This is a genomic window from Brevundimonas sp. NPDC007368, from assembly GCF_042869015.1.
Taxonomy (GTDB): domain Bacteria; phylum Pseudomonadota; class Alphaproteobacteria; order Caulobacterales; family Caulobacteraceae; genus Brevundimonas.
Map to the genome: position 1 here is coordinate 103,198 of NZ_JBIAFA010000002.1, position 25,662 is coordinate 128,859.

26 protein-coding genes are annotated in these 25,662 nt (G+C 65.9%); 9 read left to right on the forward strand and 17 right to left on the reverse strand.

The window, feature by feature from the left end; all coding sequences use genetic code 11:
• Positions 1-15: 15 nt before the first annotated feature.
• Entirely contained in the window at positions 16-1,602 is a 1,587-nt protein-coding gene (locus tag ACFYLW_RS04120; protein ID WP_312063570.1) for an NAD(P)/FAD-dependent oxidoreductase, read from the forward strand.
• Here ACFYLW_RS04120 and ACFYLW_RS04125 read toward each other — a convergent pair whose 3' ends face one another.
• From ACFYLW_RS04125 to ACFYLW_RS04160, 8 genes are all read right to left on the reverse strand, one after another.
• A complete protein-coding gene (locus ACFYLW_RS04125) occupies positions 1,603-1,980 on the reverse strand; it encodes a response regulator (RefSeq protein WP_292082485.1) in 378 nt (125 codons plus the stop codon).
• On the reverse strand, positions 1,977-3,488 hold the full coding sequence (locus tag ACFYLW_RS04130) for an HWE histidine kinase domain-containing protein (RefSeq protein WP_313472614.1): 1,512 nt from the start codon (positions 3,486-3,488) through the stop codon (positions 1,977-1,979). Before ACFYLW_RS04130 ends, ACFYLW_RS04125 begins: the two co-directional genes overlap by 4 nt.
• Before the next feature lie 127 nt (positions 3,489-3,615).
• Positions 3,616-4,722, reverse strand: coding sequence for an endo-1,4-beta-xylanase (locus ACFYLW_RS04135; RefSeq protein WP_312063575.1), 1,107 nt, complete (start codon positions 4,720-4,722; stop codon positions 3,616-3,618).
• Positions 4,723-4,923: 201 nt separating this feature from the next.
• The gene (gene bcsS, locus ACFYLW_RS04140) at positions 4,924-5,649 is read right to left on the reverse strand and encodes a cellulose biosynthesis protein BcsS (protein ID WP_312063577.1); all 726 of its coding nucleotides are present in this window, start codon (positions 5,647-5,649) and stop codon (positions 4,924-4,926) included.
• A gap of 92 nt (positions 5,650-5,741) precedes the next feature.
• Positions 5,742-6,878 (reverse strand): NAD-dependent epimerase/dehydratase family protein, encoded by a 1,137-nt coding sequence (locus tag ACFYLW_RS04145; RefSeq protein WP_312063580.1) that lies wholly within the window; start codon positions 6,876-6,878, stop codon positions 5,742-5,744.
• An 11-nt stretch (positions 6,879-6,889) separates the two neighbouring features.
• Positions 6,890-8,323, reverse strand: a complete 1,434-nt coding sequence (locus ACFYLW_RS04150; protein ID WP_312063582.1) for a glycosyltransferase family 2 protein — start codon at positions 8,321-8,323, stop codon at positions 6,890-6,892.
• A 71-nt stretch (positions 8,324-8,394) separates the two neighbouring features.
• On the reverse strand, positions 8,395-9,366 hold the full coding sequence (locus ACFYLW_RS04155; RefSeq protein WP_312063619.1) for a UDP-glucuronic acid decarboxylase family protein: 972 nt from the start codon (positions 9,364-9,366) through the stop codon (positions 8,395-8,397).
• 339 nt (positions 9,367-9,705) lie between these two features.
• Positions 9,706-10,881 carry a DNA cytosine methyltransferase gene (locus ACFYLW_RS04160; RefSeq protein WP_312063583.1) on the reverse strand — a complete coding sequence of 392 codons (1,176 nt, stop codon included), beginning with the start codon at positions 10,879-10,881 and terminating at the stop codon, positions 9,706-9,708.
• Positions 10,882-10,992: 111 nt separating this feature from the next.
• On the opposite strand from ACFYLW_RS04160, the gene ACFYLW_RS04165 reads away from it, so the two are divergent.
• The gene (locus ACFYLW_RS04165) at positions 10,993-12,312 is read left to right on the forward strand and encodes an Hsp70 family protein (protein ID WP_312063585.1); all 1,320 of its coding nucleotides are present in this window, start codon (positions 10,993-10,995) and stop codon (positions 12,310-12,312) included.
• On the opposite strand, the gene ACFYLW_RS04170 is transcribed toward ACFYLW_RS04165, so the two are convergent.
• On the reverse strand, positions 12,309-12,956 hold the full coding sequence (locus ACFYLW_RS04170; protein ID WP_312063587.1) for a glutathione S-transferase family protein: 648 nt from the start codon (positions 12,954-12,956) through the stop codon (positions 12,309-12,311). The two genes, ACFYLW_RS04165 and ACFYLW_RS04170, sit on opposite strands and share 4 nt — an antisense overlap.
• A gap of 13 nt (positions 12,957-12,969) precedes the next feature.
• A complete protein-coding gene (locus tag ACFYLW_RS04175; protein WP_312063588.1) occupies positions 12,970-14,046 on the reverse strand; it encodes a hypothetical protein in 1,077 nt (358 codons plus the stop codon).
• Positions 14,047-14,139: 93 nt separating this feature from the next.
• Between ACFYLW_RS04175 and ACFYLW_RS04180 the strand changes: the two genes are divergently transcribed.
• Positions 14,140-14,493 carry an ArsC family reductase gene (locus ACFYLW_RS04180; protein WP_312063590.1) on the forward strand — a complete coding sequence of 118 codons (354 nt, stop codon included), beginning with the start codon at positions 14,140-14,142 and terminating at the stop codon, positions 14,491-14,493.
• Here ACFYLW_RS04180 and ACFYLW_RS04185 read toward each other — a convergent pair.
• Both ACFYLW_RS04185 and ACFYLW_RS04190 read right to left on the reverse strand, forming a co-directional pair.
• Positions 14,490-14,729 (reverse strand): DUF2188 domain-containing protein, encoded by a 240-nt coding sequence (locus ACFYLW_RS04185; protein WP_292082501.1) that lies wholly within the window; start codon positions 14,727-14,729, stop codon positions 14,490-14,492. The two genes, ACFYLW_RS04180 and ACFYLW_RS04185, sit on opposite strands and share 4 nt — an antisense overlap.
• Before the next feature lie 10 nt (positions 14,730-14,739).
• Positions 14,740-15,234 carry a hypothetical protein gene (locus ACFYLW_RS04190; protein ID WP_312063592.1) on the reverse strand — a complete coding sequence of 165 codons (495 nt, stop codon included), beginning with the start codon at positions 15,232-15,234 and terminating at the stop codon, positions 14,740-14,742.
• Positions 15,235-15,371: 137 nt separating this feature from the next.
• On the opposite strand from ACFYLW_RS04190, the gene ACFYLW_RS04195 reads away from it, so the two are divergent.
• The 6 genes from ACFYLW_RS04195 (at position 15,372) to der (ending at position 20,870) form a co-directional block, all read left to right on the forward strand.
• Positions 15,372-15,845: a DUF6249 domain-containing protein gene (locus ACFYLW_RS04195; RefSeq protein ID WP_390182896.1), complete on the forward strand. Its 474-nt coding sequence runs from the start codon at positions 15,372-15,374 to the stop codon at positions 15,843-15,845.
• Positions 15,846-15,869: 24 nt separating this feature from the next.
• Positions 15,870-16,427, forward strand: coding sequence for a sigma-70 family RNA polymerase sigma factor (locus tag ACFYLW_RS04200; RefSeq protein ID WP_312063596.1), 558 nt, complete (start codon positions 15,870-15,872; stop codon positions 16,425-16,427).
• The gene (locus ACFYLW_RS04205; RefSeq protein WP_312063597.1) at positions 16,417-16,842 is read left to right on the forward strand and encodes a hypothetical protein; all 426 of its coding nucleotides are present in this window, start codon (positions 16,417-16,419) and stop codon (positions 16,840-16,842) included. The genes ACFYLW_RS04200 and ACFYLW_RS04205 overlap by 11 nt, the downstream gene beginning before the upstream one ends.
• A 202-nt stretch (positions 16,843-17,044) precedes the next feature.
• Positions 17,045-17,767 carry a tetratricopeptide repeat protein gene (locus ACFYLW_RS04210; protein ID WP_390182897.1) on the forward strand — a complete coding sequence of 241 codons (723 nt, stop codon included), beginning with the start codon at positions 17,045-17,047 and terminating at the stop codon, positions 17,765-17,767.
• 23 nt (positions 17,768-17,790) lie between these two features.
• On the forward strand, positions 17,791-19,212 hold the full coding sequence (locus ACFYLW_RS04215) for a PQQ-binding-like beta-propeller repeat protein (RefSeq protein WP_312063601.1): 1,422 nt from the start codon (positions 17,791-17,793) through the stop codon (positions 19,210-19,212).
• Positions 19,213-19,244: 32 nt separating this feature from the next.
• On the forward strand, positions 19,245-20,870 hold the full coding sequence (gene der / locus ACFYLW_RS04220) for a ribosome biogenesis GTPase Der (protein ID WP_312063603.1): 1,626 nt from the start codon (positions 19,245-19,247) through the stop codon (positions 20,868-20,870).
• Between the two features lie 104 nt (positions 20,871-20,974).
• On the opposite strand, the gene ACFYLW_RS04225 is transcribed toward der, so the two are convergent.
• The 5 genes from ACFYLW_RS04225 to ACFYLW_RS04245 all read right to left on the reverse strand — a co-directional run bounded on the left by ACFYLW_RS04225 (position 20,975) and on the right by ACFYLW_RS04245 (position 25,629).
• Positions 20,975-22,249: an O-antigen ligase gene (locus ACFYLW_RS04225; protein WP_312063604.1), complete on the reverse strand. Its 1,275-nt coding sequence runs from the start codon at positions 22,247-22,249 to the stop codon at positions 20,975-20,977.
• Between the two features lie 98 nt (positions 22,250-22,347).
• Positions 22,348-23,109, reverse strand: coding sequence for an SDR family NAD(P)-dependent oxidoreductase (locus ACFYLW_RS04230; RefSeq protein ID WP_312063606.1), 762 nt, complete (start codon positions 23,107-23,109; stop codon positions 22,348-22,350).
• A gap of 49 nt (positions 23,110-23,158) precedes the next feature.
• On the reverse strand, positions 23,159-23,500 hold the full coding sequence (locus ACFYLW_RS04235) for a VOC family protein (protein WP_312063607.1): 342 nt from the start codon (positions 23,498-23,500) through the stop codon (positions 23,159-23,161).
• Between the two features lie 6 nt (positions 23,501-23,506).
• The gene (gene purF / locus ACFYLW_RS04240) at positions 23,507-25,012 is read right to left on the reverse strand and encodes an amidophosphoribosyltransferase (protein WP_292082512.1); all 1,506 of its coding nucleotides are present in this window, start codon (positions 25,010-25,012) and stop codon (positions 23,507-23,509) included.
• An 80-nt stretch (positions 25,013-25,092) separates the two neighbouring features.
• A complete protein-coding gene (locus tag ACFYLW_RS04245) occupies positions 25,093-25,629 on the reverse strand; it encodes a CvpA family protein (protein WP_312063608.1) in 537 nt (178 codons plus the stop codon).
• Between the last annotated feature and the right edge of the window lie 33 nt (positions 25,630-25,662).

Consider the following 25,662-nt stretch of genomic DNA (forward strand, 5'->3'; position numbering starts at 1 on the left):
TCGGGGGCGGAAAGCATGACCCAATCACAGACGGATGTCGTCATCCTGGGCGGGGGGCATAACGGGCTGGTCTGCGCCTACTATCTGGCGCGGGCCGGGCTGAAGGTGACGGTGCTGGAACGGCGCGGCGTCGTCGGCGGGGCGGCGGTGACCGAGGAATTCCATCCCGGTTTCCGCAACTCGACGGCCAGCTATACCGTCAGCCTGTTGAATCCGCGCGTCATCGCCGACATGGAACTGCCGCGCCACGGGCTGCGGGTGGTCGAGCGGCGGGCGGCCAACTTCATGCCCTTTAGCGACGGGCGCTACCTGCTGACCGGCGAGGGGCGGACCCAGGCCGAGGTGGCGAAGTTCTCGATCCGCGACGCCGAGCGCCTGCCCGAGTATGAGGCGCGGCTGGAGACGGTCGCTGCCATCCTGCGCGACCTGATCCTGACCACCCCGCCGAACGTGGTCGAAGGCGGCTGGCTGGCGGCACTGCCGGAGATGCTGAAGGCGGCGTCGCTGGGGCGGCGGGTCTCGGGGCTGGGCCTGGCGGCGCAGCGCGACCTGCTGGACCTGTTCGCCAAGTCGGCGGGCGACTGGCTGGACGGCTGGTTCGAGAGCGATCCGATCAAGGCCCTGTTCGGCTTCGACAGCGTGGTCGGCCACTACGCCAGCCCCTATACGCCCGGTTCGGCCTATGTCCTGTTGCACCATGTCTTTGGCGAGGTGAACGGCAAGAAGGGGGCCTGGGGCCATGCCATCGGCGGCATGGGCGCCATCACCCAGGCCATGGCCGCCGCCTGCGCCGAGCAGGGCGTCGACATCCGGTTGGACGCCTCCGTCGTCGAGGTGCTGACCGAGCGGGGCAGGGCGGTCGGGGCCGTGACCGAGGCGGGCGACGTCATTCGCGCACGCGCCGTCGTCTCCAATCTGCACCCGCGTCTGCTGTTCGACCGGCTGGTGGATCCGGCCGTGGTCCCGGCGGACTTCACCGCGCGGATGAGCCGCTACGCCTCGGGCTCCGGCACCTTCCGCATGAATGTCGCCCTGTCCGAACTGCCGCGTTTCACCGCCTTGCCGCAGGCGGGGGATCATCTGACGGCGGGCATCATCATCGCGCCGACCTTGGACTATATGGACCGCGCCCACGCCGAGGCGCGGCTGAACGGCTGGTCGTCGAAGCCCATTGTCGAGATGCTGATCCCCTCGACCCTGGACGACAGCCTGGCGCCGGCGGGGCGGCACGTCGCCAGCCTGTTCTGCCAGCACGTCTCGCCCGATCTGGCCGACGCGCATCGCGACACCGTGGCCGACCTGATGATCGAGACGATCGACGCCCATGCGCCGGGATTCAAGGCCTCGGTGGTCGGGCGGCTGGCGCTTGGGCCGCGCGATCTGGAGCGGCGCTTCGGCCTGGTCGGCGGCGACATCTTCCATGGACGGCTGACGCTGGATCAGCTGTTCAGCGCCCGGCCGGTGCTGGGCCACGCCGATCACCGGATGCCGGTGCCGGGCCTCTATCTGTGCGGATCCGGCGCCCATCCCGGCGGCGGCGTCACCGGCGCGCCGGGCCACAACGCAGCGCGCGCCGTGCTGAAGGACATCAAGCTGCGCTGATCAGGCCAGGCTGATGTTCATCGCCTTCATCAGGGCGTCGCGGATGGCGCCCTCGGTAAAGGGTTTCTGGATGGTGGGATTGCCGCGCCAGTGTTCGGGAAGGCCAGCCTCGCCATAGCCGGTCGAGAAGACGAAGGGCACGCCGCGCGCCTTCAGCGCCTCGGCCACCGGAAAGACTTCGCGACCCGCGACGTTGACGTCCAGAAGGGCGGCGTCCAGCCCGCCTTCAGTCGTCGCGGCCCGCAAGCCGTCGTCGATGTTTGACTCCGGCCCCACCACGGCGCAGCCCATGTCGTCCAGTATGGTTTCCAGCAGCATGGCCACGAGGGACTCGTCTTCGATCACCAGCACGCGACGGCCCTGCAAAGCGTTGGTCATGCGGCTTCCTTGCTTAAGGGGATGGTGATTTCGGCGGTGAAGCCGTCGTCGCGATAGTGCATCTGAACCGTGCCCGCCAGATCATGTCGCACATTGCGTTCGATCAGACGGCTGCCGAACCCCCGGCGTTCAGGCTGGGCCACCGACGGTCCGCCGGTCTCGCGCCAGACGATGCCGAGGTGTGGATTGGTCTGGTCAGCGACCGACCAGTCGACCAGCACGCGCCCTTCGCCTGGCGACAGGGCCCCATACTTGGCGGCGTTGGTCGCCAGTTCGTGGAAGATCATGCCCAGAGACACGGCCATGGCGGGGTCCAGCGCGACATTGGGACCGTTCAGGGTCAGGCGGTGCAGACCGTGGGCCGTCGTTTCGTGCTCCAGCACCTCGCGCAGATCGGCGCCTTCCCAGTGGCTGCGGGTCAGCAGGTCGTGAGTGTGCGACAGCGACAGGATGCGCGACTGGAAGGTCTCTGCGAAGGAACGCGGATCCTCGTGCGAGCGCGCGGTCTGCATGGCGATCGATTGGACCGTGGCCAGGGTGTTCTTCACCCGATGGTTCAGCTCATCGATCATCAGCTTCTGGCGTTCGGCGGCCAGGACGGTGTCGGTGACGTCATGGCCCTGGACGAAGACTCCCACGATCTCGCCGCCGTTGTCGCGGATCGGCTGATAGATGAAGTTCAGATACCGCGTGGCCAGGGCGGCGTCGGGCGTTTGCTGCAACTGCACCGGGCTTTGGCGGCCGTGGAACGGCTCGCCGGTCGCCAGCACCTCGTCGAGAAAGTCGTAGTAGCCCTGACCCGCCAGTTCGGGCAGGGCTTGGCGGATGGGCTTTCCGACCACGTCGCGATGGCCGATCAACTGGCCATAGGCGCCGTTGTGCAGCTGGATCACGTGCTCCGGGCCGTTCAGCACCGCCACGAACCCCGGCGTCTGCATGAACATATCGAGCAGTTGTCGCCGCTCGGTCTCCAGCCGGCGATTGTCCGCTTGCACGCTCATGGCGCGGCGGAACATCCCGCCGCCGATCAGGCTGTCCAGAGCAGAGGTCGGTTCTTCGGGCCTCAGGCGCCCGACCTGACGGCGCAGCCGCTCCAGTTCGGTGATGTCGCTGGTGTGCTGCAGGATGTGGGTGACGCGACCCTCGGCGTCCTTGATCGGCGTGTGAGTGCAACTCCAGTACCGATCGTCATAAATCGTCGTCCCGTCAGCCTGCGGCACCGGGATGGGATAGTGAAGCACAGCCAGATGATCGGGCTGGCCCGACGCCAGCACCTTTTGGAAGGAGGTCAGAAGCTGACGAGCGTTTTCCGTCGCTTCCTTGCCCGGTCCGGCGTCGTATTCCTGCATCACGGGTTGACCCAGCAGGTCCTCGCGCCGCCGATGGGTCACGTCGAGATAGGCCTGGTTCATGCCCGCATAGCGCAGCTGGGCGTCCAGCAGCATATAGGGGTTGGGCGAGGCGTCGAACGCGGCGACCAGATCAATTGTTTTGGCGAGTGTACGCAACCTAGCCCCCGGCTTCGCTTCCCTAACGCCAGCCAGACAGAAAGGGTGCGTGTTCCTGCCGCAAAAACTTGCAGCTTGTCCAGCGGTGGCGCTCGCCAGGAGAAATGACGAGTTCTGACATCAGCGGTCAGGCGCTGGCGCCCAGGGACTCGTTCAGGGCCCAGTACATGGGCTTGGGGCTGTAGGCGTCGTCATAGGGTAGGCCGCGGTTGACGCCGTGCGCGGCGCGCGCGCGAGCGTCGATCTGTTCGGTCAACCAGGAGAACTTGTCGGTCAGACCCCAGGTCACCACGCCGCGCACCTCGGGGAAGGCCAGCATGACGTCGAGGTAGCGGCGGGTTTCGTCCGCGACCTTCTGATCACGTGCGGTGGTCGGGGCGGCGGCTTCCGACTCCTTGACGTCCAGCTCTGTCACCGTGATGTCGAGGCCCAGATCGATCAGGGCCTTGGTCATTTCCTGCAGGCCGACCGTGTCGATCGGCCCCTTGGACAGGTCGAGGTGGGCTTGAACCCCTACGCCGTCCAGCGGAACGTTCGCCGCGCGCAGGCGACGGGCGAGGGCGACGAAAGCCTGGCGGCGGGCCTTGTCGACGGGATTGCCGTACTCGAAGCCGTAGTCGTTGATGACCAGATGGGCCTTGGGCGCATGGGTCCGCGCTTCTTCCATCGCGCGTTCGATATAGGTCGGGCCGAAGGCGCGGAAGAAGGTGTTGCGGCGCAAGTTGCGGGCGCCGGCCTGGGTGTCGATGGGCTCGTTGATCACGTCCCACTCTTCGATACGCGAGCCGTAACGGCCCAGCACGCGCGAAAAATGCTCGGACATCAGCCGCCAGTCTCGGCGTTCCAGCATCTCGTGCTTGGCCCAGTCCGGCGTGCTCTGATCCCACAGCAGGGTATGGCCGCGCACGCGCAGGCCATTGTCGTCGGCGAACGTCAGCAGATCATCGACGGGGGCGAAGTGGAACTGCCCCTTGCGCCACTCCAGCGAGTTCCACTTGAGGTGGATCTCTGGGGTCAGCACCTCGCAGTCGCGCAGAATGGCGGCGCGCAGGGCCTTGTCCTGGCGCAGATGGTCGGCGCGGGCGGCGGCGCCATAGTAGCGGCCGCCGCTGCGGGCGGCGTGAGATAGGGAGGGCAGGGCGCTGGAGGCGTCGGGCAGGGCGGCGCCTTCTCCTTCAGCCCATGCGCCATGCGGCGCAACGGCGAGCGCCGGCGTCAGCGCGAGACCGGCCAATACAGATCGTCGTGACGGAAGCGTCAGCATACTACGCCTAGCCTTCTCAAGAAGCGGAGAAGAGTAAGCGTGATCGTTAAGCTCCCCGGGGATAACGCCGGGTTAACGATTGCCGATGGGTAGTTTTAGGGCGGAATTGCAGTCGCGGTTTGGCGACCTATTCTAGGGCTAAGCTTGGCGAGGACCGTTATGCGGCCGGGATCAGAAGCTGCGGTAGAAGCCGACGCGAACATAGCCGTCGGAGTCGCGGTCATCCCCGTCGCTCAGGCCGGCCGAGATCTGGAACTCGGCCTCTTCGCCAATCTTGACGCCCAGAACGGGGCCGACGTGATAGGCGCTGTAGTTGGAATCCCCGTCGGTGGCGATTTCCAGGCCCGCGCGCAGGCGGCCCGAAGCGCCGACCGTATGGGTCAGGCTGACCATGGCGTCGTAGTCGTCGAGTTGGAAGCCGTAGGAGCCGTACCAATCAACCCGCCAGGGGCCAGCCACATGACCGCCGTCCAGGCTGACCATGACCTCGCCCTCGCCGCCGTCACGTCGATTGCCGGGGTCTGCCGGGCTGAGGTCGGTGTCGACATAGCGATAGCCGACGCCGACGCTGCCCCAGGTCGGGCCGGAGCCGTAGCGATAGATCAATTCCGCCTGTCCGCCGGTAAAGTCCGCGTCGATGGTGGTCGGGCCGCTGCGATAGTCATAGCCGCCGGTATAGACAGCCCCGCGCACCGCCCAGCCCTTGCCGTCGACAGAGCCCGGCAGGCCGACCGTCGCGCCTGCATAGGCCGAATCCGCGACGTCCAGCTTGCCGCCGGCGAAGATCGTCACATCGCTCTGCGCCGCGGCGCTTCCGGCCCAGCCGGCTGCGCCGAGGATGAGCAGGGCCGCTGCGAAGAGGGTTTTCGATGCGAAACGACGGCGATGGGCGGTCATGAACTTTCCCTGACGATAGTATCGGCGCGTCGCGTTCTCGGCGGCGCAGAGGAAGGCGCTTCAGCTAAGCTCGATCATTTTGGTTAATACTTTCAGACGACCAGTTTTCCTCGCGCCAGTTCAGCCAGACTCTCGGCGCTACGGTCGACCGGGGGCTTGGTGTGCGAGACCCAGTCGATCAGTTCCGCCATCCCGGTTTCCATGTCCCGCTCCGGCTTGAAGCCGTAGGCTTGCTCGATCCTGGAGATGTCGCCGAAGCAGTGGCGGATGTCGCCGACGCGATACTTGTTCAGCACTTCGGGCGCGATGTTCTTGCCCAGAAGGCGGGCCAGAACGCCGGCGATTTCATTCACCGAGATCGGGGTTCCGCTGCCGACGTTGAACACGTCCCAGGTCTGGCGTTCGCTGTCGAGGACGGTCGCGAAGGCGCGGGCCACGTCCTGGACGTGAACAAAGTCGCGCATCTGCCGTCCATCCTCGAACACCAGGGGCGGCTGGTCGTTGAGCAGGCGCGCGATGAAGATGGCGGCGACCCCGGTGTAGGGGTTGCTCAGGGCCTGACGCGAGCCATAGGCGTTGAACAGGCGCAGGGCCACGGTGGGGATCTGAAGCGCCCGCCCGACCGAGAGGAACATCTCTTCGTGGTCGCGCTTGTTCACCGCGTAGATGGAGTTGGGCTGCAGCAGCTTGTCTTCGGCGGTGGGGACGGGTTCCAGTTCCTCGCCGTCGATCATGACTTCCCACTGCCGGGCCTCAAGCTGGGCGTGCGAGCGGACATCGGCGGTGACGTGGGTGTTGGTCGAGGGGCGGATGTAGTCACCCTCGCCATAGATGGACATGGACGAGGCCACGGCCATGCGCTGGATCGTGTGCGGCCTTTGAGACAGCACCTCCAGCATGACGGCTGCGGTCATGACATTGTTGCGGGTGTAGTCGACGATGTTGGTCATGCTCTGGCCGACCCCGACCGAGGCCGCCAGGTGGGCCAGGTGGGTGACGCCGTCAAGCGCGGCCTCGAACACGCCCTCGTCCAGCAGGTCGCCCTTGATGCGGCGCGCGCGAGGATCGAGGTAGGTCGGCCAGCCGTCGGCGTCCATTTCGCCGTCCGCGTGGACCTGGGGCGACAGGTTGTCGAGCACGCTGACGCGATAGCCGCGCGCCAACATGGCGTCCGTCAGGTGCGAACCGATGAAGCCGGCGCCGCCCGTGATCAGGATATGCTTGTCCATGATCGATCCGCTCAATGGTCGTGGCGAAGGACGCCGTACTGATCCAGCTTGGACCGCACGAGCGTATTGTTGGCGTCGACCTTCTCGGTCCGCTGCCAGACCTGGCCGCTGTCCTTCAGGTACATGACGAAGCCGAGCGTCAGCGGAATGATCCAGACGCACCACCAGATCATCACGAAGATCGGATTGACCATCAGCATGTAGCCGATCCGCTCGCTGGTGCGCTCCAGAACCAGTCCGGTCCGCGTCCAGGTCCTCATGTAGAGCCCGACGATCAGGACGGTGAAGGCGATGATGTTGAAGATCGACAGGATCACCAGCCACAGGGGAAGGAAGTCGTCGCCGTTGAAGAAGCGCCACGCCGCCCAGATCCCCAGCGGGATGCCCAGGGTGTTCACCCACAGGGACATGCAGGGCAGGAAGTTGGTCCAGGCGCGCAGGCGCTCGCTGAAGGTGAAGTCCATCTCCTTCAAGGGCGTGCCAAGGCTCTGGAAGAAGCCGGCGACCCAGCGTTTCCGCTGCGTGATGCCTTCGCCGAAGGTTTCGGGCACCTCTTCGATCAGGGAGTTGTCGATGATGCCCAGCGTCTTGCCGTTCTTCCAGAAGCGCTCGCCGACCTCGGGGTCCTCGATGGTGATCCACGGGTGGAAGCCGCCGAGGGCGATGAGGTCATCGACCTTGAAGAACAGTCCCTTGCCCAGGACCCAGAAGGGCTGCTTGGGGTCCGACAGGTGGCCGTACTTGGCACCGTCCCAGGTCATGTGGTCGAAGGCGTGGAAGGCGGCGGGCAGGCTGGCCGTCAGATTGCCGGCGACGTTGCGCGCCTGCAGCACGTCATAGGTCTGCAGGCCGATGGCGGCGGCCTTGAAATGGTCGGCCGGCGGGCAGCTGTCGGCGTCGATGTAGTTGAGGGTCAGATTGACCTTGTCGCGATAGGTCTCGGCGACCTGATAGAGGGCGTAGATCAGTTGCCGGGTCTTCTTGGGCGGCAGATCCTTGACCCCGGCGCGCTTGCCGCGATGCCACCAGTAGGCCTTGGGGTTGGCGTCCCAGGCGTTCCAGACAGGATCCCAACGCGGGTCGCTCGTCGGCGGAACCTCGAGGATTTCGACGAAGGGGTAGGCCGCCGTCAGCCGGCTCAGGCTGGCAATGGTCTCAGTGTCGTCAGCGTTGGGAATGGCCACCACCCGATAGCGATCACGCGGATAGTCCAGCTTGGCCAGGGCGGTGAAGGTGGTCTCCATCGTGCGCTCGAGCTCGCGCAGAACCGGGTAGAGCAGGACGATGAACGGCATGTCCGCTTCGGCAGGCATGGGGGCGTCCATGTCCACGCGATTGACGCGCAGGGCGCGGAAATACATCTCGAGCAGGAAGCAGCCCAGGTAAAGCAGTTGGGATATGGCGAACAGCCAGATCAGGATCGTCGGAACGCTGTAGTTTTGCATCGAAAGGCCCGCCCAGGATTTCCGTGTTGGAGTGTCGTTCCAGTCGTTTCGTGCGTTTCTCTTAGGGTGCGTCAGGAGGCGAACGCGCTTGTCGGGCTGCGACCGCTGTTTCTCATCTCGTCCATGAAGTAGGCGATGGTCCTGGACAGGCCGTCATGCAGGGGCACCTGCGGCGACCAGTTCAGGCGCGCCAGGGCGCGTGAAATATCCGGCTTGCGTCGACGAGGGTCGTCCACCGGCAGGGGGTGATAGACGATCCTGGAGCTGGATCCCGCCATGGCCAGGATCTGCTCGGCCAGTTCATTGACCGTGGTCTCGTTGGGATTGCCGATGTTGATGGGGCCGTCGATGTCGGCGTCCGCGTTCATCAGGCGCACGAAGCCCTCGACCAGATCATCGACGAAGCAGAAGGAGCGGGTCTGCTCGCCGCTGCCGTAGATGGTGATGTCCTCGCCCAGCAGGGCCTGGACGATGAAGTTCGACACCACCCGCCCGTCGTCGGGGTGCATCCGCGGGCCATAGGTGTTGAAGATGCGCACGATCCGCGTCGTCAGTCCGTGCTGGGCGCCGAAGTCCGTGACCAGGGTTTCGGCGAAGCGCTTGCCCTCGTCATAGCAGGACCGGGGGCCGACCGTATTGACGTTGCCCCTGTAGTTTTCGGTCTGTGGATGAACTTCGGGGTCGCCGTAGATCTCTGACGTCGAGGCCTGGAAGAAGCGCGCGTGATCAGTCGCGGCCCTGTTCAGAAGATTGAGCGTACCGAGCGAGCAAGTCAGGGCCGTTTTGACACGATCATACTGATAGTGAACAGGAGACGCCGGGCAGGCCAGATTATATATTTGATCAACGGCAGGCAGATCGTCCGGAACAGGGTCGTTGATGTCGTGATGGATCAGGGTGAATCGACCCGATGATTCCAAGTGTTCGACGTTCTGCGGTCTCCCCGTATGGAAGTTGTCAATGCAGATCACCGTGTGACCATTTTCGATCAATCGCGCGCAGAGATGCGATCCAAGGAAACCTGCTCCACCAGCAACAATGATTGTTGCTTTGTCGGATTCGTAAAAGGTCTCGTTACGATTGTAGAAATGACGATTTTCAACCATCTCTTACGATCCTAAGTGATCAGGTATCTTTAATCTGTTCTGAAAAGATCTACGACTGCATTCATCTGACGCGGGAATTCCCGAAAGCGCAAGCGGCACATTAAGAACTTGTTAACCAATGGTGCGGCCATGGGTTCCGTCCGCATTTCGACGGAAATGCGGCGACGGTCCGGCGCGCGGGCGCCGGATGATCGGTGTGTGGACAGGATTGGACGCGGGGCGGACCGGAAGGCGGCGAAGCGCCTCAGGCGGTCAGGTCCGAGACGGTGGGGCCAGTCAGGCGGCTTGAACGTCCCTGACGACGGCGGTCACGCCGTGAACCAGCGGTTCGAACACATGCTCGGCCAGATGCCGCACGACCGGCGCCGCCACCCCGTCGCCGGTCAGGTGATAGGCGTCGCTGTATTGCCGGGGCAGGACGTAGCTGTCCTTCAGCCCCATCAGCCGCGCCGTCTCGCGGGCCGAGATCAGGCGCGAGCGGATGCGCCGGCCCTCGACCACCAGAATGACCTGACGGCTGGACCCGCCCGAGGGGGTGCGCAGGCAGCCGGCCACGTCGTCGAAGCGAACCTCGGCGCGCTGGACCTTGGCGCCGGTCTCATCGACGCGGGTCCGGCGATAGACGCCCCCGACCATGCGGCGCCCGGCGCGCTTGGCGGCGGCGACCTTGGCCAGGTGGACCGGCGACATCATGTCGAGCAGCTTCTTCGTCTCCGCCTGGGTGTGCCAGGCGACGCTGGTGGGGCGGTCCTCGATGATGTCGGCGAAGGTGGTGATGCGGCGCTCGGGCGTCGGCACGTTCCACCACAGCAGGTGGTCACGCACGTCATCAGGCAGGTTCCCCACCGCGCGACGCAGGGCGCGGGTGTGGAAGGGCTCGATGGGCTCCGGCGACAGCAGGTCGGGCGCGACCTCCACATCGGCGCGCACGCCGATGACGAACAGGCGCGGGCGCGACTGGGGCACGAACAGATCGGCGTTGATGACCAGGGCGCCGTAGAGATAGCCCGCCTCGGCGAAGGTCCGGCAGATGGCCTCGAAATCCTTGCCGCCGTGCGACGTCAGGGCGCCGCAGACGTTCTCGACCGCCACCATGCGCGGGGCGCGCTTGTCCTTGATCAGGCCGTGGATCAGGTCCCAGAAGGCGTAGAAGGTGCCGGACCGCTCGCCCTTCAGCCCCGCGCCGGCGCCGGCCAGCGACAGGTCCTGACAGGGGAAGGAGCCCCAGACCATGGCGGCCGTGCTCGGCAACTGGGCCGCGTCCAGGGCGCGGATGTCGCCCACCGTCAGCTCGCCGCCGGTGCCCCAGTTGGCCTGATAGGAGAAGCCCTTCTTGGCGTCGAAATCATTGGCGAACAGGCAGGTCCAGGCAGGCCCCAGACCGGCGCGGACCATGCCGCCGCCGGCGAAGAACTCGTAGAAGCTGGGGGCTGAGGGGGACGAATCGCGCATCCCGGCACTGTGGCGCAGGCGGGCCTCCATTTCCACGCTCGGCACACGCGCCCTTGACGTCAGCGGGCAGGGGGCTAGGAACCCCGGCCCCTCTCCCCGCAGGTTCTCCCCATGACGTCCGCGACGCCCGCCACCATCGGCATCGACTTCGGCACGACCAATACGGTGGTGTCGCTGACCCAAGGCGACGGCCCGGCGACCCTGGTGCGGTTCCAGGCGGACGAGAAGGATCTGTTCGCCTTCCGCTCGGCCTTGAGCTTCCAACTGCACGAGGCGCGCGATGGCGGCGCGCCCGAACGGGTCATCGAAGCCGGTCCCTGGGCCATCGAGGCCTATGTCGAGGACCCGCTGGACACCCGCTTCATCCAGTCGTTCAAGACCTTCGCCGCCAGCGCCGCCTTCACCGAGACCCGGATCGACAACCGCCGCTATCAGTTCGAGGACCTGTTGTCAGCCTTCCTGCTGCGGCTGAAGCATCACGCCGACGGGGCGATGGACGCCCTGCCGCCGCGCATCATTGTCGGCCGTCCCGTGACCTTCGCCGGGGGCAACCCAAACGAGGCCCTGGCGCTGGAGCGCTATGAGGCGGCGTTCTCTCGGCTGGGATTCACCGACATTCGCTACGCCTACGAACCCGTCGGCGCGGCCTTCTTCTTTGCGCGCGAGTTGAAGCAGGACGCCAATGTCCTGGTCGCCGACTTCGGCGGCGGCACCAGCGACTTTTCCATCGTGCGCTTTGAGCGGGCCGACGGCGCGCTGAAGTCCACGCCGCTGGCACGTTCGGGCGTGGGCGTGGCGGGTGACGCCTTCGACTATCGGATCATCGACCAGCTGGTCTCGCCGGAACTGGGCAAGGGCAGCCTGTACCGGGCCTTCGACAACCGCCTGCCGATCCCCCAGCGCTACTACAGCGCCTTTGCCCGCTGGGACCAACTGGCTCTGCTGCGCGCGTCCAAGGATATGCGCGACATTCGCGGATTGGCGACAACGGCGCTGGAGCCCGAGAAGATCGAGCGCCTGATCGAGGTGCTGGACGACAACCACGGCTACGCCCTCTATCGCGCCGTCTCGGGCCTGAAAGAGGCCCTGTCGCGCGATGAGGAAGCGGTCTTCTCCTTCGTCGCCGGATCGGTGCGGATCGAGAAGCCGGTCAAGCGCACGGACTTCGAGGGCTGGATCGCGCCGGAGCTGCAGGTCATGGAGACCGCCGTCGAGGAGGCCATGGCCCAGTCGGGTCTGGACGGGACGCAGATCGACCGCGTCTTCCTGACCGGCGGCACCTCCTTCGTGCCGGCGGTGCGCGACATCTTCATCCGCCGCTTCGGCGCTGACCGCATCGAGACCGGCGGCGAGTTCGAATCCATCGCCTCCGGCCTGGCCCTGATCGGGCGCGAGGCCGATCTGGACCTGTGGAGCCAGAAGGCGGCTTAATCCCGAACCGGCGCGCCCAACGGGAAGTGGGCGCGATAGGGCCGGGCCTCGTCCACCGCCCGCGCCATCGACGGCCGGGCCAGCAGCCGTGCGCGATAGGCTTTCAGCGTCGCGAAGCGGTCGTCGATGGGATGCGACCAATCGGCGTAGAAGAGCGCGGGCGCGGCGGCGCAGTCGGCCAGGCTGAAGCCGTGATCGGTGGCCCATTCCCGTCCCGCCAGCCGTTGGTCCAGCCAGGCGTAGGTTGTTTCCAGCATCTGCTTCGCCTCGGCCACGCCATAGGGATCGCGGTGGCCCTCGGGCCGCAGCGCGTCGGCCACCAGCTTCTGCTGCGGGCTCGAGACATAGTGGTCGAACACCCGGTCCATCATCCGCACCTCGACGGCGGCGGCCGGATCGGCGGGGATCAGGCGCGCCGGGCCGGGATGACGCACCGCCAGATGCTCGATGATGGCCGTGGCCTCGACGACCGTGCGGTCGCCGTCCTGCAAGACCGGGAACTTGCCGACCGGCCATAGCGTCTTCAGTTCGGCGAAGGCGGCCTCGCCCTCCAGCAGCCGGAACGCGAACGGCGTGTCGTTCTCATACAGCGCGATCAGCGCCTTCTGGCAGTAGGACGAGAAGGGATGGGCGTAGAGCTTCATGGGGGGCTCTTCACTACTGATCGAGAGGTATCGCCACGACCTGATATTGAACGGACGTGTCCGAGCCCCAGCAACAGGCCGCCTCGACAAAAATGATGCCGTCCACTGGATCGGAAATTTGAAGGCCTGCCCGGGGCCGAAGAATGGGAACCTCTCCCATTGTTGCGGCTGCTCCTCGCGCGCGAGCAAAGCGCTCTTGCCCCACCGCGACCCAGCCATTGAAAGTCTCCACCAAGCCAGTGAAGGGCCAGGTCTGGCCGGGACGATTGATTAGAGATTTCGGCACGACGGGCAGCGGGGCGCTGAAGACCGGCGTGATCTTGTCGTCGCAAACCCGCAGGACTTCGCCGTACCGTCCATTTAGGTGCGCCAAGCTGGCCCCAACCAATACGCAGTCTGCGTTCGCGGCGTCAGGGATGATGCCGACAATCGGGGCGCACTCGGGATTCAGCCGTCCTCCGCACAGTTGGTCGCTCGTTTCTTTCACGATGGAGACCGTGCCGGTGGACACATCAACGCGACGCAGGCCACCACCCCATTCGCCCTTGTTATAACCGACGAACAGCACGTTTCCCGTCAGGGGCGAGACGTGTGCGTAGGGTTCGAGAGATGCAGCGAGACGCAGTCGGGTGAAGCCCTGACCTGACGGAATCAACACCGTCGTTGTTGTCAGGACGCCGGGGCCTTCGGGCGTCGAGAACAAAGAGATGGGACTCCCTTCGAAATAGATGCGCCGCTCAGGCAGATCAGTATCCAGAAGGTCTCTCACTAGGCTTTCATTCGCGTTCAGGGTGACAAGCGCCCAGAGGTGCTGGCCATCGGCCATCACATCGATGGCGTCGTTAGCGGCAACCACACGTTCGCCGGTCCGTCTGTCAAATCGCACGACCTTTTTAGACGCACCGCGAAGCCAGAGATCATTCCCCTTGCCGATTCCCTCGACTATGGCGCCGCCAAGGTCAGGGTCGGTCCAGGCTCGACGAGCCTCCATGCGGACTTGCGCAAACGCATCTCCGCACGTCGCCAGAACTATGAGAACCGAAATGAGTATCGAGCGCATGGCGTCACCATGCGGTGAAAGCGCGAGCATGCCTAGAATCTTCGAGCGCAAGCGAGAAACTGGAATTTGACCCCTAAGTCTCCCGGTGCCAGATCGCGGCTCTCAGCAAGCGAGGAGCGCCCCATGACCATCACTCTGTACGGCATCAAGGCCTGCGACACGATGAAGAAGGCGCGCGTCTGGCTGGACGGGCAGGGCGTGGACTACGCCTTTCATGACTACAAGGTCGCGGGCGCCAACAAGGCCGATCTGGAGCGCTGGATCGCCGAGCATGGCTGGGAGACGGTGCTGAACCGCGCCGGGACCACCTTCCGCAAGCTGCCGGACGCGGACAAGGCCGACCTGAACGCCGACAAGGCCATCGCCCTGATGCTGGCCCAGCCGTCGCTGATCAAGCGGCCGGTGCTGGACCTGGGCGACGGGCGCACGCTGGTCGGCTTCAAGCCCGAACGCTACGCCGAGGCATTTTCCGCCTAATCCTCTACTGCGGTTTCCGGGCGGTCGTGGCCGTCGGCGCGCTCGGTGATCCACTGGCCTGACGTATCCTCGAACTCGATCCACGAGGTGCGGTCCGGCACCTGCTGCTCGCGCGACACGGCGACAGCGGCGGCGCGCGCGGCGTCATGGGTGGCGAAGGTCTCGGAGAAGCTGTCGCCCAGCTTGTAGGCCCAGCCGCCGTCGTGGGGGACGATGCGATAAACGATACGGGTCACGCGTTTTCCTTCAGGCGAGGGCCGTTGGCGACAGGCGTCGACGGCGGGACAAAAGCTGTAAGGTCACGCCGAGGATCAGCAGGACCAGCAGGGTCAACTGAAAGCCGACGACCAAGGGGTCTTCGACGCCAGAGGCGACCAGATCGCCCGCCGGCAGCCGGGTCAGGGTCTCGGTGACGCTGGGCAGCAGCAGGGTGAAGTATGAAATGCTCAGCGCGATGGTCTCGATCGACCAGCGATAGCGGGCCACGGGCTTGATGAACCCGACCGTCGCCCCGACCGTCAGCGAGATAAGGCTGAGTGCGGCCACGGCGGCCCCGGGCGGCGACTTGATGACGAAGATGGCCGAGATGGCCCCGATGAACATAAAGCCCAGATAGGCCTTGCCCATCCGCGTGGCGGGATCGATCCGCCCATGCATCAGCAGCAGGATCAGGCCGATGGGGACGGCGGGCAGGCTGCCGAGCGTATGAAACCAGCCCAGCGCAGACAGTTGGGGCAGCATGGCGGACACCTCAGGGTCAGGAGGAAGGATCAAGGCCACTGCACGCGCGAACGACGCCGCTTCGACACCGTTGATCGACCGCGGGCCGCTGTCGAGTCACGCTGTGGTGACAGCGGCCGTTGCCTTACAAAGAGTTCATGCGCGATCCTGCATCTGATCGGCGCCCTCATCACCTCTTGTTATCAGAAGGCCGCAGCGTCACGCTCGGCTCCACTGTTCAAGAAGGGGCGAAACCCATGGAAGAGTTCATTCCCGTTGCATTCTTCATCATGATCGGTGCGATCGTGATCGTGCCGAGCTGGCTGAAGAGCAAGGAGCGCAAGGAGATGCAGGCGACTTTGCGCTCGGCCATCGAAAAGGGCCAGCCGCTGCCGCCGGAAGTCATCGACTCGCTGAGCAAGGACAACATCAAGCCCCCGGCGTCGGCGGCGCGCGACCTGCGGGTCGGCGTCATCCTGCTGGCGGTCAGCCTGGGCGTCGCCCTCTTTGGCTACATGGTCAGCTTCGCCGAGATGGACGCCTTCTATCCGATCGCCGGCAGCGCCGCGGTGCCCGGCATGATCGGTCTGGCCTTCATTGTTCTGAGCATCTTCAACAAGAACAAGGGTTGAGGCGGGCCGGGAGGGGAGACCGTCATGGCCAAGCCTTTACGCGATCTGCACGATGTCGAGCTCGCCGCCCTGTCGGCGGCGGGCGGGCGTCGCGAGTTCGGGGAACTGGTGCGTCGCCACAGTCCGGCGGTGCGCGGCCTGCTGCGTCGGATGGGGGCGCAGCCCGCCCTGGCCGACGACGTGGCCCAGGACGCCTTTCTGCTGGCGTTCGAGAAGTGCGCCGAGTTCAGGGGCGAGGGGACCTTCGGCGCCTGGATCAAGCGGATCGCCGCCCGTCTGTATCTGAAACGTCGCTCGAAGGACGCCCGCTACGTGGCCGAGGTCGAGAACGACGAGATCGCGCCTCATGTCGACAGCGCCGGGCGCATGGATCTGGACGAGGCGATGAAGGGGCTGACTGAACCGGAGCGCCTGTGCGTCTCCCTGTGCCACGGGGCGGGCCTGTCCCATCCCGAAATCGCGGCCGCCATTAATTTGCCGCTTGGAACGGTGAAATCTCATGTCAAGCGTGGTCTGGATAAACTTCGGGCCCGGCTCCAACCGGAACCGGTTGCTCACGGGAGCGCGTCCCATGTCGGTTGATGAGTTCGACCCTGCCATCGAGCGCCTGTTCGCCAAGGCTCCGGCCTTTGCCGATTCGGCCCAGTTCGAGGCTGCCCTGGCGGCGAAGCTGAATAAATCCTCGCGTTTCCGGACCGTGGCCCTGTCGATTGCGGGGCTGGTCGGCGGCGTCATCGCCGTGCGCGAGGTTCTGAACGTCAATTTCAACTTCACCGAGTCGTCGGCGTCCGCATCGACGGGCGCGCAGCCTGTCGTTCAGGGATTGAGCATGGCGGGCGTGGATGGCGCTCAGGCCGTCCAGTCCTTGCTGGATCGGGTCGGTCTGGCCGGGGTGGATATGAGCTCCATGGGCGGAATGCAGATGTTCTGGGCCACGGCCGGGGTTCTGGTCGCGCTGCTTGCGGCCGGGGTCGTGAAGCTGTCGCAGGAAATCTGAGCGCCGTTTTCCTGCCGAAGTCGCGACCTACTGCTGAAATTTCAGGTCGCGGCGCAAACGCCTGCGTTGCGGGCAGGACGACGACCCTCTAGGGTCGCGCCGGTTTAGCGACCAGTCTTGGCAGCGGTTTTTGGGGCGACGTTTCGTGGTTGATGTCTTCGAACAGGTCGAGGAGGAGCTTCGCTCCGATCGATACAAGCGTATGGCCCGCACCTGGCTGCCGATCGGCGCAGGTCTGCTGGCGGTCGCCCTGGTCGCCGCCCTGGGCTGGTGGGGCTGGCAGAGCTATGTGACGAATCAGGCCGACAAGGCCTCTGCCGCCTATGATCGCGGCATGATCGCCCTGCAGGCCAATAATCCGTCGGGCGCTGACGCCGCCTTCGCCGAAGCCGCCAAGTCGGGCAACGGCGCCTACAAGGCCTTGGCCCTGATGCAGCAGGCTGGAATCGCCGTTTCTGCCAACAAGACCGAGGATGCGGTCAAGCTGTTCGACGACGCCGCCAAGGCCGCTGGCGATCCGATCATCGCCGACGCCGCCGCGATCAAGGCTGTCTTCCTGCTGATGGACACCGCTCCGCTGGCCGATATCCAGAAGCGCCTGGAGCCTCTGGCGAACGACAAGCGCCCGCTGCACGCCTTCGCGCAGGAAGCCCAGGCCATGGCCCTGCTGCAGCATGGCAAGACCGCCGAAGCGCGTCAGATCTTCGTTCAGCTGCAACTGGGTCAGAACGTGCCGGACGACATCCGCCAGCGCGCCCAGGCGGGCGTGCAGGCGGTTGATTCGGGCACTGCGCCTGCTCTGGCCGACATCGTTCGCGCCGCCGTGGCCCTGCCGACGCCGACTGCGGCGCCCGCCGTCGCTGCGGCTCAAGCTCCGGCCGCTCCCGTATCTGGGGAAGCGGCGCCCGCCGCCGCTCGCCCGTAATCGACGCTTTCAGGACGCCCCGCATGAACCGAACGCTGAAAGTCGCCCTGCTGTGCGGTCTGGCCATGACCGTCGCTTCCTGCGGCACGGTGCGCAGCGCCTTGCCGTTCGGCCTGGGCGGACAAAAGGAAGACACCGCCAAGGCGACCGAAGGTCAGCGCATCTCGATCCTCGAGTTCGAACAGCAGTTGGCCCCGTCGGCCGCTCTGTCGGGCCGTGACTTCTTCCTGCCGGGACCGCAGGCCGCGACGGCCTGGACCCAGCCCGGCGGCAACGCCGAGAACGCGGTCGAGCACGTCATCGCCGCCCCTGAGTTCACGGTCGCGTGGAAGCGCAACATCGGCGCCGGCTCCAGCAAGACGCGTCAGGTCATGGCGCCCGTCGTGGCCGACAACGGCAAGGTCTTCGTTCTGGACGGCGAGGCTGGCGTGACCGCCGTCGACGCCGGCACGGGCGCGGTCCTGTGGAAGGCTGACGTCAAGGTCGACGAGACCGACCGCGGTTCACGCTTCCTGGGCATCGGCTTCGGCGGCGGTGCAGGCGGTGGCGGCTTCGGCGGCGGCGTGGCCGTAGGCAGCGGCAAGGTCTTCGTCTCTTCGGGCTATCGCTCCATGACGGCGCTGGACGCCGCGACGGGTGCGGTGGTCTGGACGTCTAAGGTCGATCTGCCGATCCACGGCGCGCCGACGGTGCAGGGGCAGCGCGTCTTCGTCATCGACGTCGACAACCAGCTGATCGCCTTCAATGTGAATACGGGCCAGCAGGACTGGTCCTATCGCGGCATCACCGAGCCGGCCCGCATCATGCGCGCCTCCAGTCCGGCGGTCAGCGGCGACACTGTTCTGGCGCCCTTCTCCTCGGGTGAACTGGTGGCGCTGCGTGCGTCGAACGGCCAGCCCGTCTGGCAGGAAGTCCTGTCACGCACCAGCCGCACCAGCGCCCTGTCGGAAATCCGCGACATCGCCGGTCGTCCGGTCGTCAGCCGCGGCTTCGTCTACGCTATCAGCCAGTCGGGCGTCCTGCAGTCGATGGACATCCGCTCGGGTCAGGCCAAATGGTCGCTGCCGGTCGCCGGCGTCAATGCCCCTCTGCCGGTCGGCGACGTCGTCTATGTCGTGTCCAAGGCGGGCGAACTGACCGTGGTCAACCGCGACTCGGGCCAAGTCTACTGGACCCGCGACCTGAACGAGGGCCGCGTCCGCAAGGAAGGCGGCGTCCTGGGCTTCGGCAAACGCACCGTGCGTCCGACCTGGTCGGGTCCGATCCTGGCCTCGAACCGTCTGGTGCTGGTCAATTCGGACGGCGAGGCCGTGGCCTTTGATCCGAAAACGGGCGCGCAGCAGTCCAGCGTCCGGCTGGGCGCGGCGGCCTATATCGCTCCGGCCGCCTACAACGGCGCCCTCTATGTCCTGACGGACAAGGGCGAACTGGTCAGCATCCGCTGATCTTTTTTCTGAATTTGAGTTAGAAAGCCGACATGGCTCTAAAAGTCGCCATCGTCGGCCGGCCCAACGTGGGCAAGTCGACACTGTTCAACCGACTCGTCGGCAAGCGTTTGGCGCTGGTCGATGACCGCCCGGGCGTGACCCGTGACCGTCGCTACGCCGACGGCAATATCGGCGACATGGACCTGACGCTGATCGACACGGCCGGCTACGAAGACGTCACCGACGAAAGCCTTGAAGCGCGCATGCGCGAACAGACCGAGGCGGCAATCGAGGACGCCGACGTCATCCTGTTCACCATGGACGCCCGCGAGGGCGTGACCCAACTGGACCGCATCTTCGCGGACCGCCTGCGCAAGGTGCACAAGCCGGTCATCCTGCTGGCCAACAAGTCCGAGAGCCGCGAAAGCTCGGGCGGCGTGGGTGAGGCCCACAGCCTGGGCTTCGGCGAACCGGTCGCCATTTCGGCCGAGCACGGCGAGGGCATGGCCGACCTGTATCAGGCCCTTGTGGTCGCTTCCGAAGATGTCTTCATCGAGGAAGAGGAAGAGACCGACAAGCCGATCCGCATCGCCATCATCGGCCGCCCGAACGCGGGCAAGTCGACGCTGATCAATCGTCTGCTGGGTGAAGACCGCCTGCTGACCGGTCCCGAGGCCGGCATCACGCGCGACTCTATTTCGGTCGATTGGGAATACGAAGGCAAGGCGATCCGCTTCGTCGACACCGCCGGGATGCGCCGCAAGGCCCGCGTCCAGGAGAAGCTGGAGAAGCTGTCGGTCGCCGACACCATCCGCGCCATCACCTTCGCCGAGGTTGTCGTGCTGGTGATGGACAAGGACGACGCCTTCGACACCCAGGACCTGCAACTGGCCGACCTGGTCGAGCGCGAAGGCCGCGCCCTGGTCTATGTCGCGTCGAAGTGGGATCTGGAAGAAGAGCCCCAATCCAGGATGGCCGAGCTGAAGCGCCTGGCCGAGGACAAGCTGCCGCAATTGAAGGGCTCTCCCTTCGTGGCCCTGTCGTCGCACAATGGACGCGGCGTGGATCGGCTGATGCCGGCCATCATCAAGGCCTATGAAACCTGGTCGGTGAAGGTCAAGACCAAGGACCTGAACACCTGGCTGTCCATGGCCACCCAGAGGCACCCGCCGCCCGCCGTCGACGGCAAGCGGGTGAAGCCGAAATACATGGCCCAGACCAAGGCCCGTCCGCCGACCTTCGTGCTGATGGCCAGCCGCGCCGGCGACATGCCCGAGCACTACAAGCGCTATCTGGTGAACAGCCTGCGCGAGAGCTTCGATCTGCCCGGCACGCCGATCCGGCTGACGGTCAAGTCCGGCTCGGCCAATCCCTATGCCGAGGGCGGCGCCAAGTCCGGTCCCGAGCGTTACAAGGGTACGGCCAAGACCGCGCCGCGCAAGGTGCTGAAGGCCGAGAAGGCCGCGGAGGCCCTGTCCAATCTTCCCGGCAAGGCGCTGGAGCAGAAGAAGTCAGGCATCAAGCCCAAGGTGAAGGCCCTGGGCGGTTTGAAAGCCGGCGCCAGCAAGAAGGCTGGCCAGAGCATCGCGGTCCAGAAGGGTGCGCGCGGCGGCGCCCGACAGGTCTCCCGTTCTGGCCGCATCCGCACCGGTCAGAAGCACGCGCCCAAGAAGTAGGGCGCGCAGTCTGGGAAAAATCAGGGCGAGCGGTCAGCGACGACGGCTCGCCCTTTTTCTTTTTCGTGGCTCAACGGCGTAGACGGGTCGAGATGCTTCGACGGTCAGGCGGGCCCTCGTCGTGTCCTGCGCGTCCGCGTGTTCGCCGGAACGACGCGGGCTGGGGAGTCCTGATCGCCGATGACCGCCTTTAGCGCCAGGGCCACGAACAGCACCCACCGGATGTTGTGCCAGTTCATGGTGATGCTCTCGGTCAGCATGGTCAGCGTGTAGGCCGTCATCATCGGCATCAGCAGCCAGCCCGATGGCCGGGCGTAGGCCGCCCACAGGGCCCGCCCCCACATCTCGATCATCCAGGCCGCAAGCAGGATGACGCCGGGTATGCCCAGGGCCAGATAAACTTCCAGCCAGCCGCTGTGGGCATGGGCGGCGCTGAACTTGGCTTCGTGGGCGATCCAGGCCTTGGCCCCCCCGGGCGAGGCGTCGTCCCAGACCACGCCGTAGCCGAAACCGGTCCACAGTCGCTGCTGCATCTGGTGCATGATGCCGCTCCAGATCTCCGTGCGTCCGGTCAGGGTGGCGTCCTTGCCGAGCAGGTCGAAGATCAGATCGCTGCGCGTGGCGACGATCAGGAGGGCGGCGCAAACGACCACGACAGCCAGCCACGTGCCGACGATAGCGCGCTTCGGCCCGGCCTGAACAAGGGCGACGAAGCCCATGCTGGCGAAGGACAGCACCAGCACAACCAGCCCCGTCTTGGAGGTCGACAGGAGCACGAGGGCCGAGGCGATGGCGGCGCAGACCAGCCACAGCCGACGTCGCTGCGGGACCATGACGGCGGCGGCGGTCATGCAGATGGCCGCCAGCCCCATGTTCTCGCCGAGGGCGTTCTTTTCCAGCCAAAGGCCGCGCCAGGCCCCCGGGAAAAGTTCATGCATTCGGCCCCAGTCAGGCAGCAGGGCGCCGAGGAAGAGAGAGGCGACCATCATCACGGCCATGGCAGAGGCGAGAATCTCGGTCAGCGTGGCCCAGCGCCAGCGCGCCGCCAGCGCCACGCCGCCCAGGGTGGTGAATACAAGGGCGAACACCCGGCGCAGCGTCACGTCCGGCATGATCGACCAGGCCACCGAGGCGGTCGTCAACAGCAACAGCAGGATCAGCAGGGGAGAGCAAGCAAGCGCCCTCAGCGCCCTGCCGGGCCGGATCAGAAACAGTCCGACCGCCAGGGCATAGGCGGGGTAGAAGCCGTTGCGCAGGAAGTCGGCGGACCTCAGACCATAGCCGGTCATCGGCGCAGCCCAGGCCTGGGAATAGATCAGAACGATCAGCACCGAGGCCAGAAAGGCCAGGATGTCGCCATAGGGGGTCGCGCGCGCCACGGGGGCGGGACGCGACGTCGCATCAGGCGTCAATCGAAGGTTTGGCCTCGTCGGTCCTGATAGTCGTCCCCCCGGCGACTGGATCGACATGGACGAGCCTAGACCAGGGCGTCCGCCGACCGGCCCAGCTTCCAATCCTTGAAGCTGATGGTCAGGGGCGGGGTGAGGTCGGGGCGGGCCAGTTCGACCATCAGGGGGCCGATCTCCGAAGGATGGGGCAGGACTTCGGGATCTTCGCCCGGGAAGGCCTGGGCGCGCAACTGGGTGCGCATACGGCTCGGATCGACCACGGCGACGCGGATGGGCGTGCTTTCGACTTCGTCGGCCCAGCATTTCACCAGGTTCTCGGCCCCGGCCTTGGTGGCGGCGTACATGCCCCAGAAGGCGCGCGGGTCAGCAGCGACGCTGGTGGTCAGATAGATGGCGCGCCCGGCGTCCGAGGCGCGCAGCAGCGGTTCCAGCGAGCGGATCAGGCGATAGACGCCTGTGAAATTGATCTTCTCGACCTTGGCGAACTCGCGCGGTTCGGCGTGGGCGACCGGCGTAAGGCCCGACGGGCCCATGGTCGCGGCAGCCTGAACCCAGATGTCCAGCTTGCCGAAACGTTCGAACAGGGCGCCGCCCAGACGATCAATGGCGCCGCCATCGACCAGGTCGAACGGGACCAGGGTGGCGTGCTGGCCGGTGGCGGCGAAGATGGCGTCGTCCAGCTCTTCCAGACCGCCTTGGGTACGCGCGGCGGCCACGACGTGGGCGCCGGCCTTGGCCAGAGCCAGGGCGGTCTCGTAACCGATGCCGCGCGAGGCCCCGACGACCAGGGCGATGCGATTGGCGAGGGGGAGGGAAGCGTGTTCGGACATGGCCCGCTGATAGCGCGCCCCGACGTCGGGCGAAAGGCTCAGCCTCGCTTCAGTATCCCGGCGCCGGTTGCCATAGGCTGAAGCTGACGCCCTGATCGTCACTGGCGATGGCGGACAGGCCCGACGGGCTCTCGGCCGGCATGGCCGCGTGTCCACCCAGCGCCCGGACGCGGTCGCAGGCGGCGTGAATGTCGTCCACGCGGAAGTAGAGATGCGAAAAGGCCCGGTGCTCGCCCTTGGTGATTCCAAAGGCCGGGTCCGAGTCCTTCACATGGGCATAGGCCGGGTGCGAGGCGGCTTCGTCGAAGGTCCAGTCGAACAGGCCCGCGTAGAAGGCGCGGGCCCTTTCGATGTCAGGGGTGTCGAGGGTGAAGTAGCCGAGCTGGATCATACCGCCTTAAGCGGTCACCAGCAGGGAAAGTTGCCCGCCCTTCGCATCGCGGCCGCCTTCTTCGATTTCGCGGTCCAGCAGGCGGGTGGGATAGTCGCCGGTGAAATAGTGGTCCGTGAACTGTGGATTGGCGGCGTCACGCGGCCCGGCGCCCAGAGCGTCGTAGAGGCCGTCGATGGACAGGAAGCCGAGCGAATCGACCTCCAGGATGGCGCGCATCTCGTCCATAGTGTGGGTCGCGGCCATCAGTTGCGTCCGCTCGGGCATGTCGATGCCGTAGAAGTCGGGGAAGAGGATCTGCGGGCTGGCCGAGCGTAGGTGAACCTCCTTGGCGCCGGCCGCGCGCACGGCGCGAACCAGCTTCAGCGAGGTGGTGCCGCGAACGATCGAGTCGTCGATCAGGACCACGCGCTTGCCTTCCAGCGCCGAACGGTTGGGGCTGTGCTTCATGCGCACGCCCTTTTGCCGGGCGCCCTGGCTGGGCTGGATGAAGGTGCGGCCCAGATAGTGGCTGCGGATGATGCCCACTTCGTACGGAATGCCGCTTTCTTGCGCGTAGCCGAGAGCGGCAGGCACGCCCGAGTCCGGCACAGGCACGACAATGTCTGCCTCGACCTCGAACTCGCGCGCCAGACGACGGCCCATTTCCTTGCGGACGTTGTAGACCGAGCGGCCGTTCACCACGCTGTCGGGGCGGGCGAAATAGACATACTCGAACAGGCAGGGACGGGCGGCGCGGGCGGGGAAGGGCTTGATCGAGGTCAGGCCGTCCTCGTCGATCACGACGACTTCGCCGTGTTCGATGTCGCGGATGAAGGTGGCGCCGATGGTGTCTAGCGCGCAGGTCTCGGAGGCCAGCACCCAGGCCTCGCCCACCTTGCCCAGCACCAGCGGGCGGATGCCCAGCGGGTCGCGCGCGCCGATCATCTTGTAGCGGGTCTGGGCGACCAGGGCGTAGCCGCCTTCGATCCGGCCCAGGGCGTCGATGAACCGGTCGACAATCTTGGCCTTACGGCTGCGGGCGATCAGGTGAAGGATGGCCTCAGAGTCCGAGGTGGACTGGAAGATGGCGCCTTCAGAGACCAGCTGCGCGTGCAGGTATTTGAAATTCGTCAGGTTGCCATTGTGGGCGATGGCGATGCCGCCCTGGTCCAGATCCGCGAACATGGGCTGGATGTTGCGCAGGAAGCTGCCGCCGGCGGTGGAATAGCGGGTGTGGCCGACCGCAGCGCCGCCGGGCAGGCGGGTGGTCAACTCGGCGTTGCCGAAGGCCTCGCCGACGAGGCCCTGATGGCGCTCGGTGTAGAAGCGTTCGTCGCTGACGCTGGCGATGCCGCAGGCTTCCTGGCCCCGATGCTGCAGGGCGTGCAGGCCCAGTGCGACGATGGAGGAGGCTTCATTCTCGGGCGCGCCCCAGACGCCGCAGACACCGCATTCCAGCCGCAGCTGGTCATCCTCCGGCTCGCGCCAGTGTTCGCGGTGAACGATGGGATCGGCGATATGGTGGCGCATCGTCAGGCTCCGATGACCGGGACAGGATAACTCAGGCGGCGGCGCCGCGCACGTAGTCCGCCATTGCGTCGAGGGCAAGGCTATTGATCGGAAAACCCTTCGCGGACGGAAGAACCGACTACGGGAGTCAAGGCGTCGGCACCCTTTCCAAGAGTCGGCAGGACGACCTGAATGGCCTTGGCCGAGCCTTCGCTGACGGGCGACAGGGCCGCTTCCGTCAGCCAGCGCGGGGGATTGTCGGTCATCACGCCCATGATGGTCAGATGCACCGCCCCGATCAGGGCCAGGGCTCGCAGGGCGCCCAGCGCCAGACCGAAGATCTGATCAAAGGCGCCGAGCGCATTGCCGCGCGCGCCCTTGGAAATCGCCGCGCCGAGCAGGCGCAGGCCAAAGTAGAGAATCAGGAAGGTCAGGCCCACGGCCAGCACCGAGCCAGCCCAATCTGGGTCGACCAGCGAGCGTCCGAACGGGGCGGTCCAGGGCAGGGTGATCAGGGCCAGCAGCCCCGCCAGGAAAAAGCTGAAGAAGGCCGTCAACTCCCGCACGCCGCCCCGGAACCAGCCGGCGGCGCCGGAGGCCAGAAGCACAAGGATGACAAAGACGTCGTAGCCGGTCACGCGCGCTGCAATTCCTGAAGGAGAAGAGGCCGC

What these genes read in the sequence shown, in the direction of transcription:
- ACFYLW_RS04120 (WP_312063570.1), top strand. Translation starts at nt 16, where the DNA reads ATGACCCAATCACAGACGGATGTCGTCATCCTGGGCGGGGGGCATAAC.
- ACFYLW_RS04125 (WP_292082485.1), bottom strand. Translation starts at nt 1,980, where the DNA reads ATGACCAACGCTTTGCAGGGCCGTCGCGTGCTGGTGATCGAAGACGAG.
- bcsS (WP_312063577.1), bottom strand. Translation starts at nt 5,649, where the DNA reads ATGACCGCCCATCGCCGTCGTTTCGCATCGAAAACCCTCTTCGCAGCG.
- ACFYLW_RS04145 (WP_312063580.1), bottom strand. Translation starts at nt 6,878, where the DNA reads ATGGACAAGCATATCCTGATCACGGGCGGCGCCGGCTTCATCGGTTCG.
- ACFYLW_RS04150 (WP_312063582.1), bottom strand. Translation starts at nt 8,323, where the DNA reads ATGCAAAACTACAGCGTTCCGACGATCCTGATCTGGCTGTTCGCCATA.
- ACFYLW_RS04160 (WP_312063583.1), bottom strand. Translation starts at nt 10,881, where the DNA reads ATGCGCGATTCGTCCCCCTCAGCCCCCAGCTTCTACGAGTTCTTCGCC.
- ACFYLW_RS04165 (WP_312063585.1), top strand. Translation starts at nt 10,993, where the DNA reads ATGACGTCCGCGACGCCCGCCACCATCGGCATCGACTTCGGCACGACC.
- ACFYLW_RS04170 (WP_312063587.1), bottom strand. Translation starts at nt 12,956, where the DNA reads ATGAAGCTCTACGCCCATCCCTTCTCGTCCTACTGCCAGAAGGCGCTG.
- ACFYLW_RS04175 (WP_312063588.1), bottom strand. Translation starts at nt 14,046, where the DNA reads ATGCTCGCGCTTTCACCGCATGGTGACGCCATGCGCTCGATACTCATT.
- ACFYLW_RS04180 (WP_312063590.1), top strand. Translation starts at nt 14,140, where the DNA reads ATGACCATCACTCTGTACGGCATCAAGGCCTGCGACACGATGAAGAAG.
- ACFYLW_RS04190 (WP_312063592.1), bottom strand. Translation starts at nt 15,234, where the DNA reads ATGCTGCCCCAACTGTCTGCGCTGGGCTGGTTTCATACGCTCGGCAGC.
- ACFYLW_RS04195 (WP_390182896.1), top strand. Translation starts at nt 15,372, where the DNA reads ATGCGCGATCCTGCATCTGATCGGCGCCCTCATCACCTCTTGTTATCA.
- ACFYLW_RS04200 (WP_312063596.1), top strand. Translation starts at nt 15,870, where the DNA reads ATGGCCAAGCCTTTACGCGATCTGCACGATGTCGAGCTCGCCGCCCTG.
- ACFYLW_RS04205 (WP_312063597.1), top strand. Translation starts at nt 16,417, where the DNA reads ATGTCGGTTGATGAGTTCGACCCTGCCATCGAGCGCCTGTTCGCCAAG.
- ACFYLW_RS04210 (WP_390182897.1), top strand. Translation starts at nt 17,045, where the DNA reads ATGGCCCGCACCTGGCTGCCGATCGGCGCAGGTCTGCTGGCGGTCGCC.
- ACFYLW_RS04215 (WP_312063601.1), top strand. Translation starts at nt 17,791, where the DNA reads ATGAACCGAACGCTGAAAGTCGCCCTGCTGTGCGGTCTGGCCATGACC.
- der (WP_312063603.1), top strand. Translation starts at nt 19,245, where the DNA reads ATGGCTCTAAAAGTCGCCATCGTCGGCCGGCCCAACGTGGGCAAGTCG.
- ACFYLW_RS04230 (WP_312063606.1), bottom strand. Translation starts at nt 23,109, where the DNA reads ATGTCCGAACACGCTTCCCTCCCCCTCGCCAATCGCATCGCCCTGGTC.
- ACFYLW_RS04235 (WP_312063607.1), bottom strand. Translation starts at nt 23,500, where the DNA reads ATGATCCAGCTCGGCTACTTCACCCTCGACACCCCTGACATCGAAAGG.
- purF (WP_292082512.1), bottom strand. Translation starts at nt 25,012, where the DNA reads ATGCGCCACCATATCGCCGATCCCATCGTTCACCGCGAACACTGGCGC.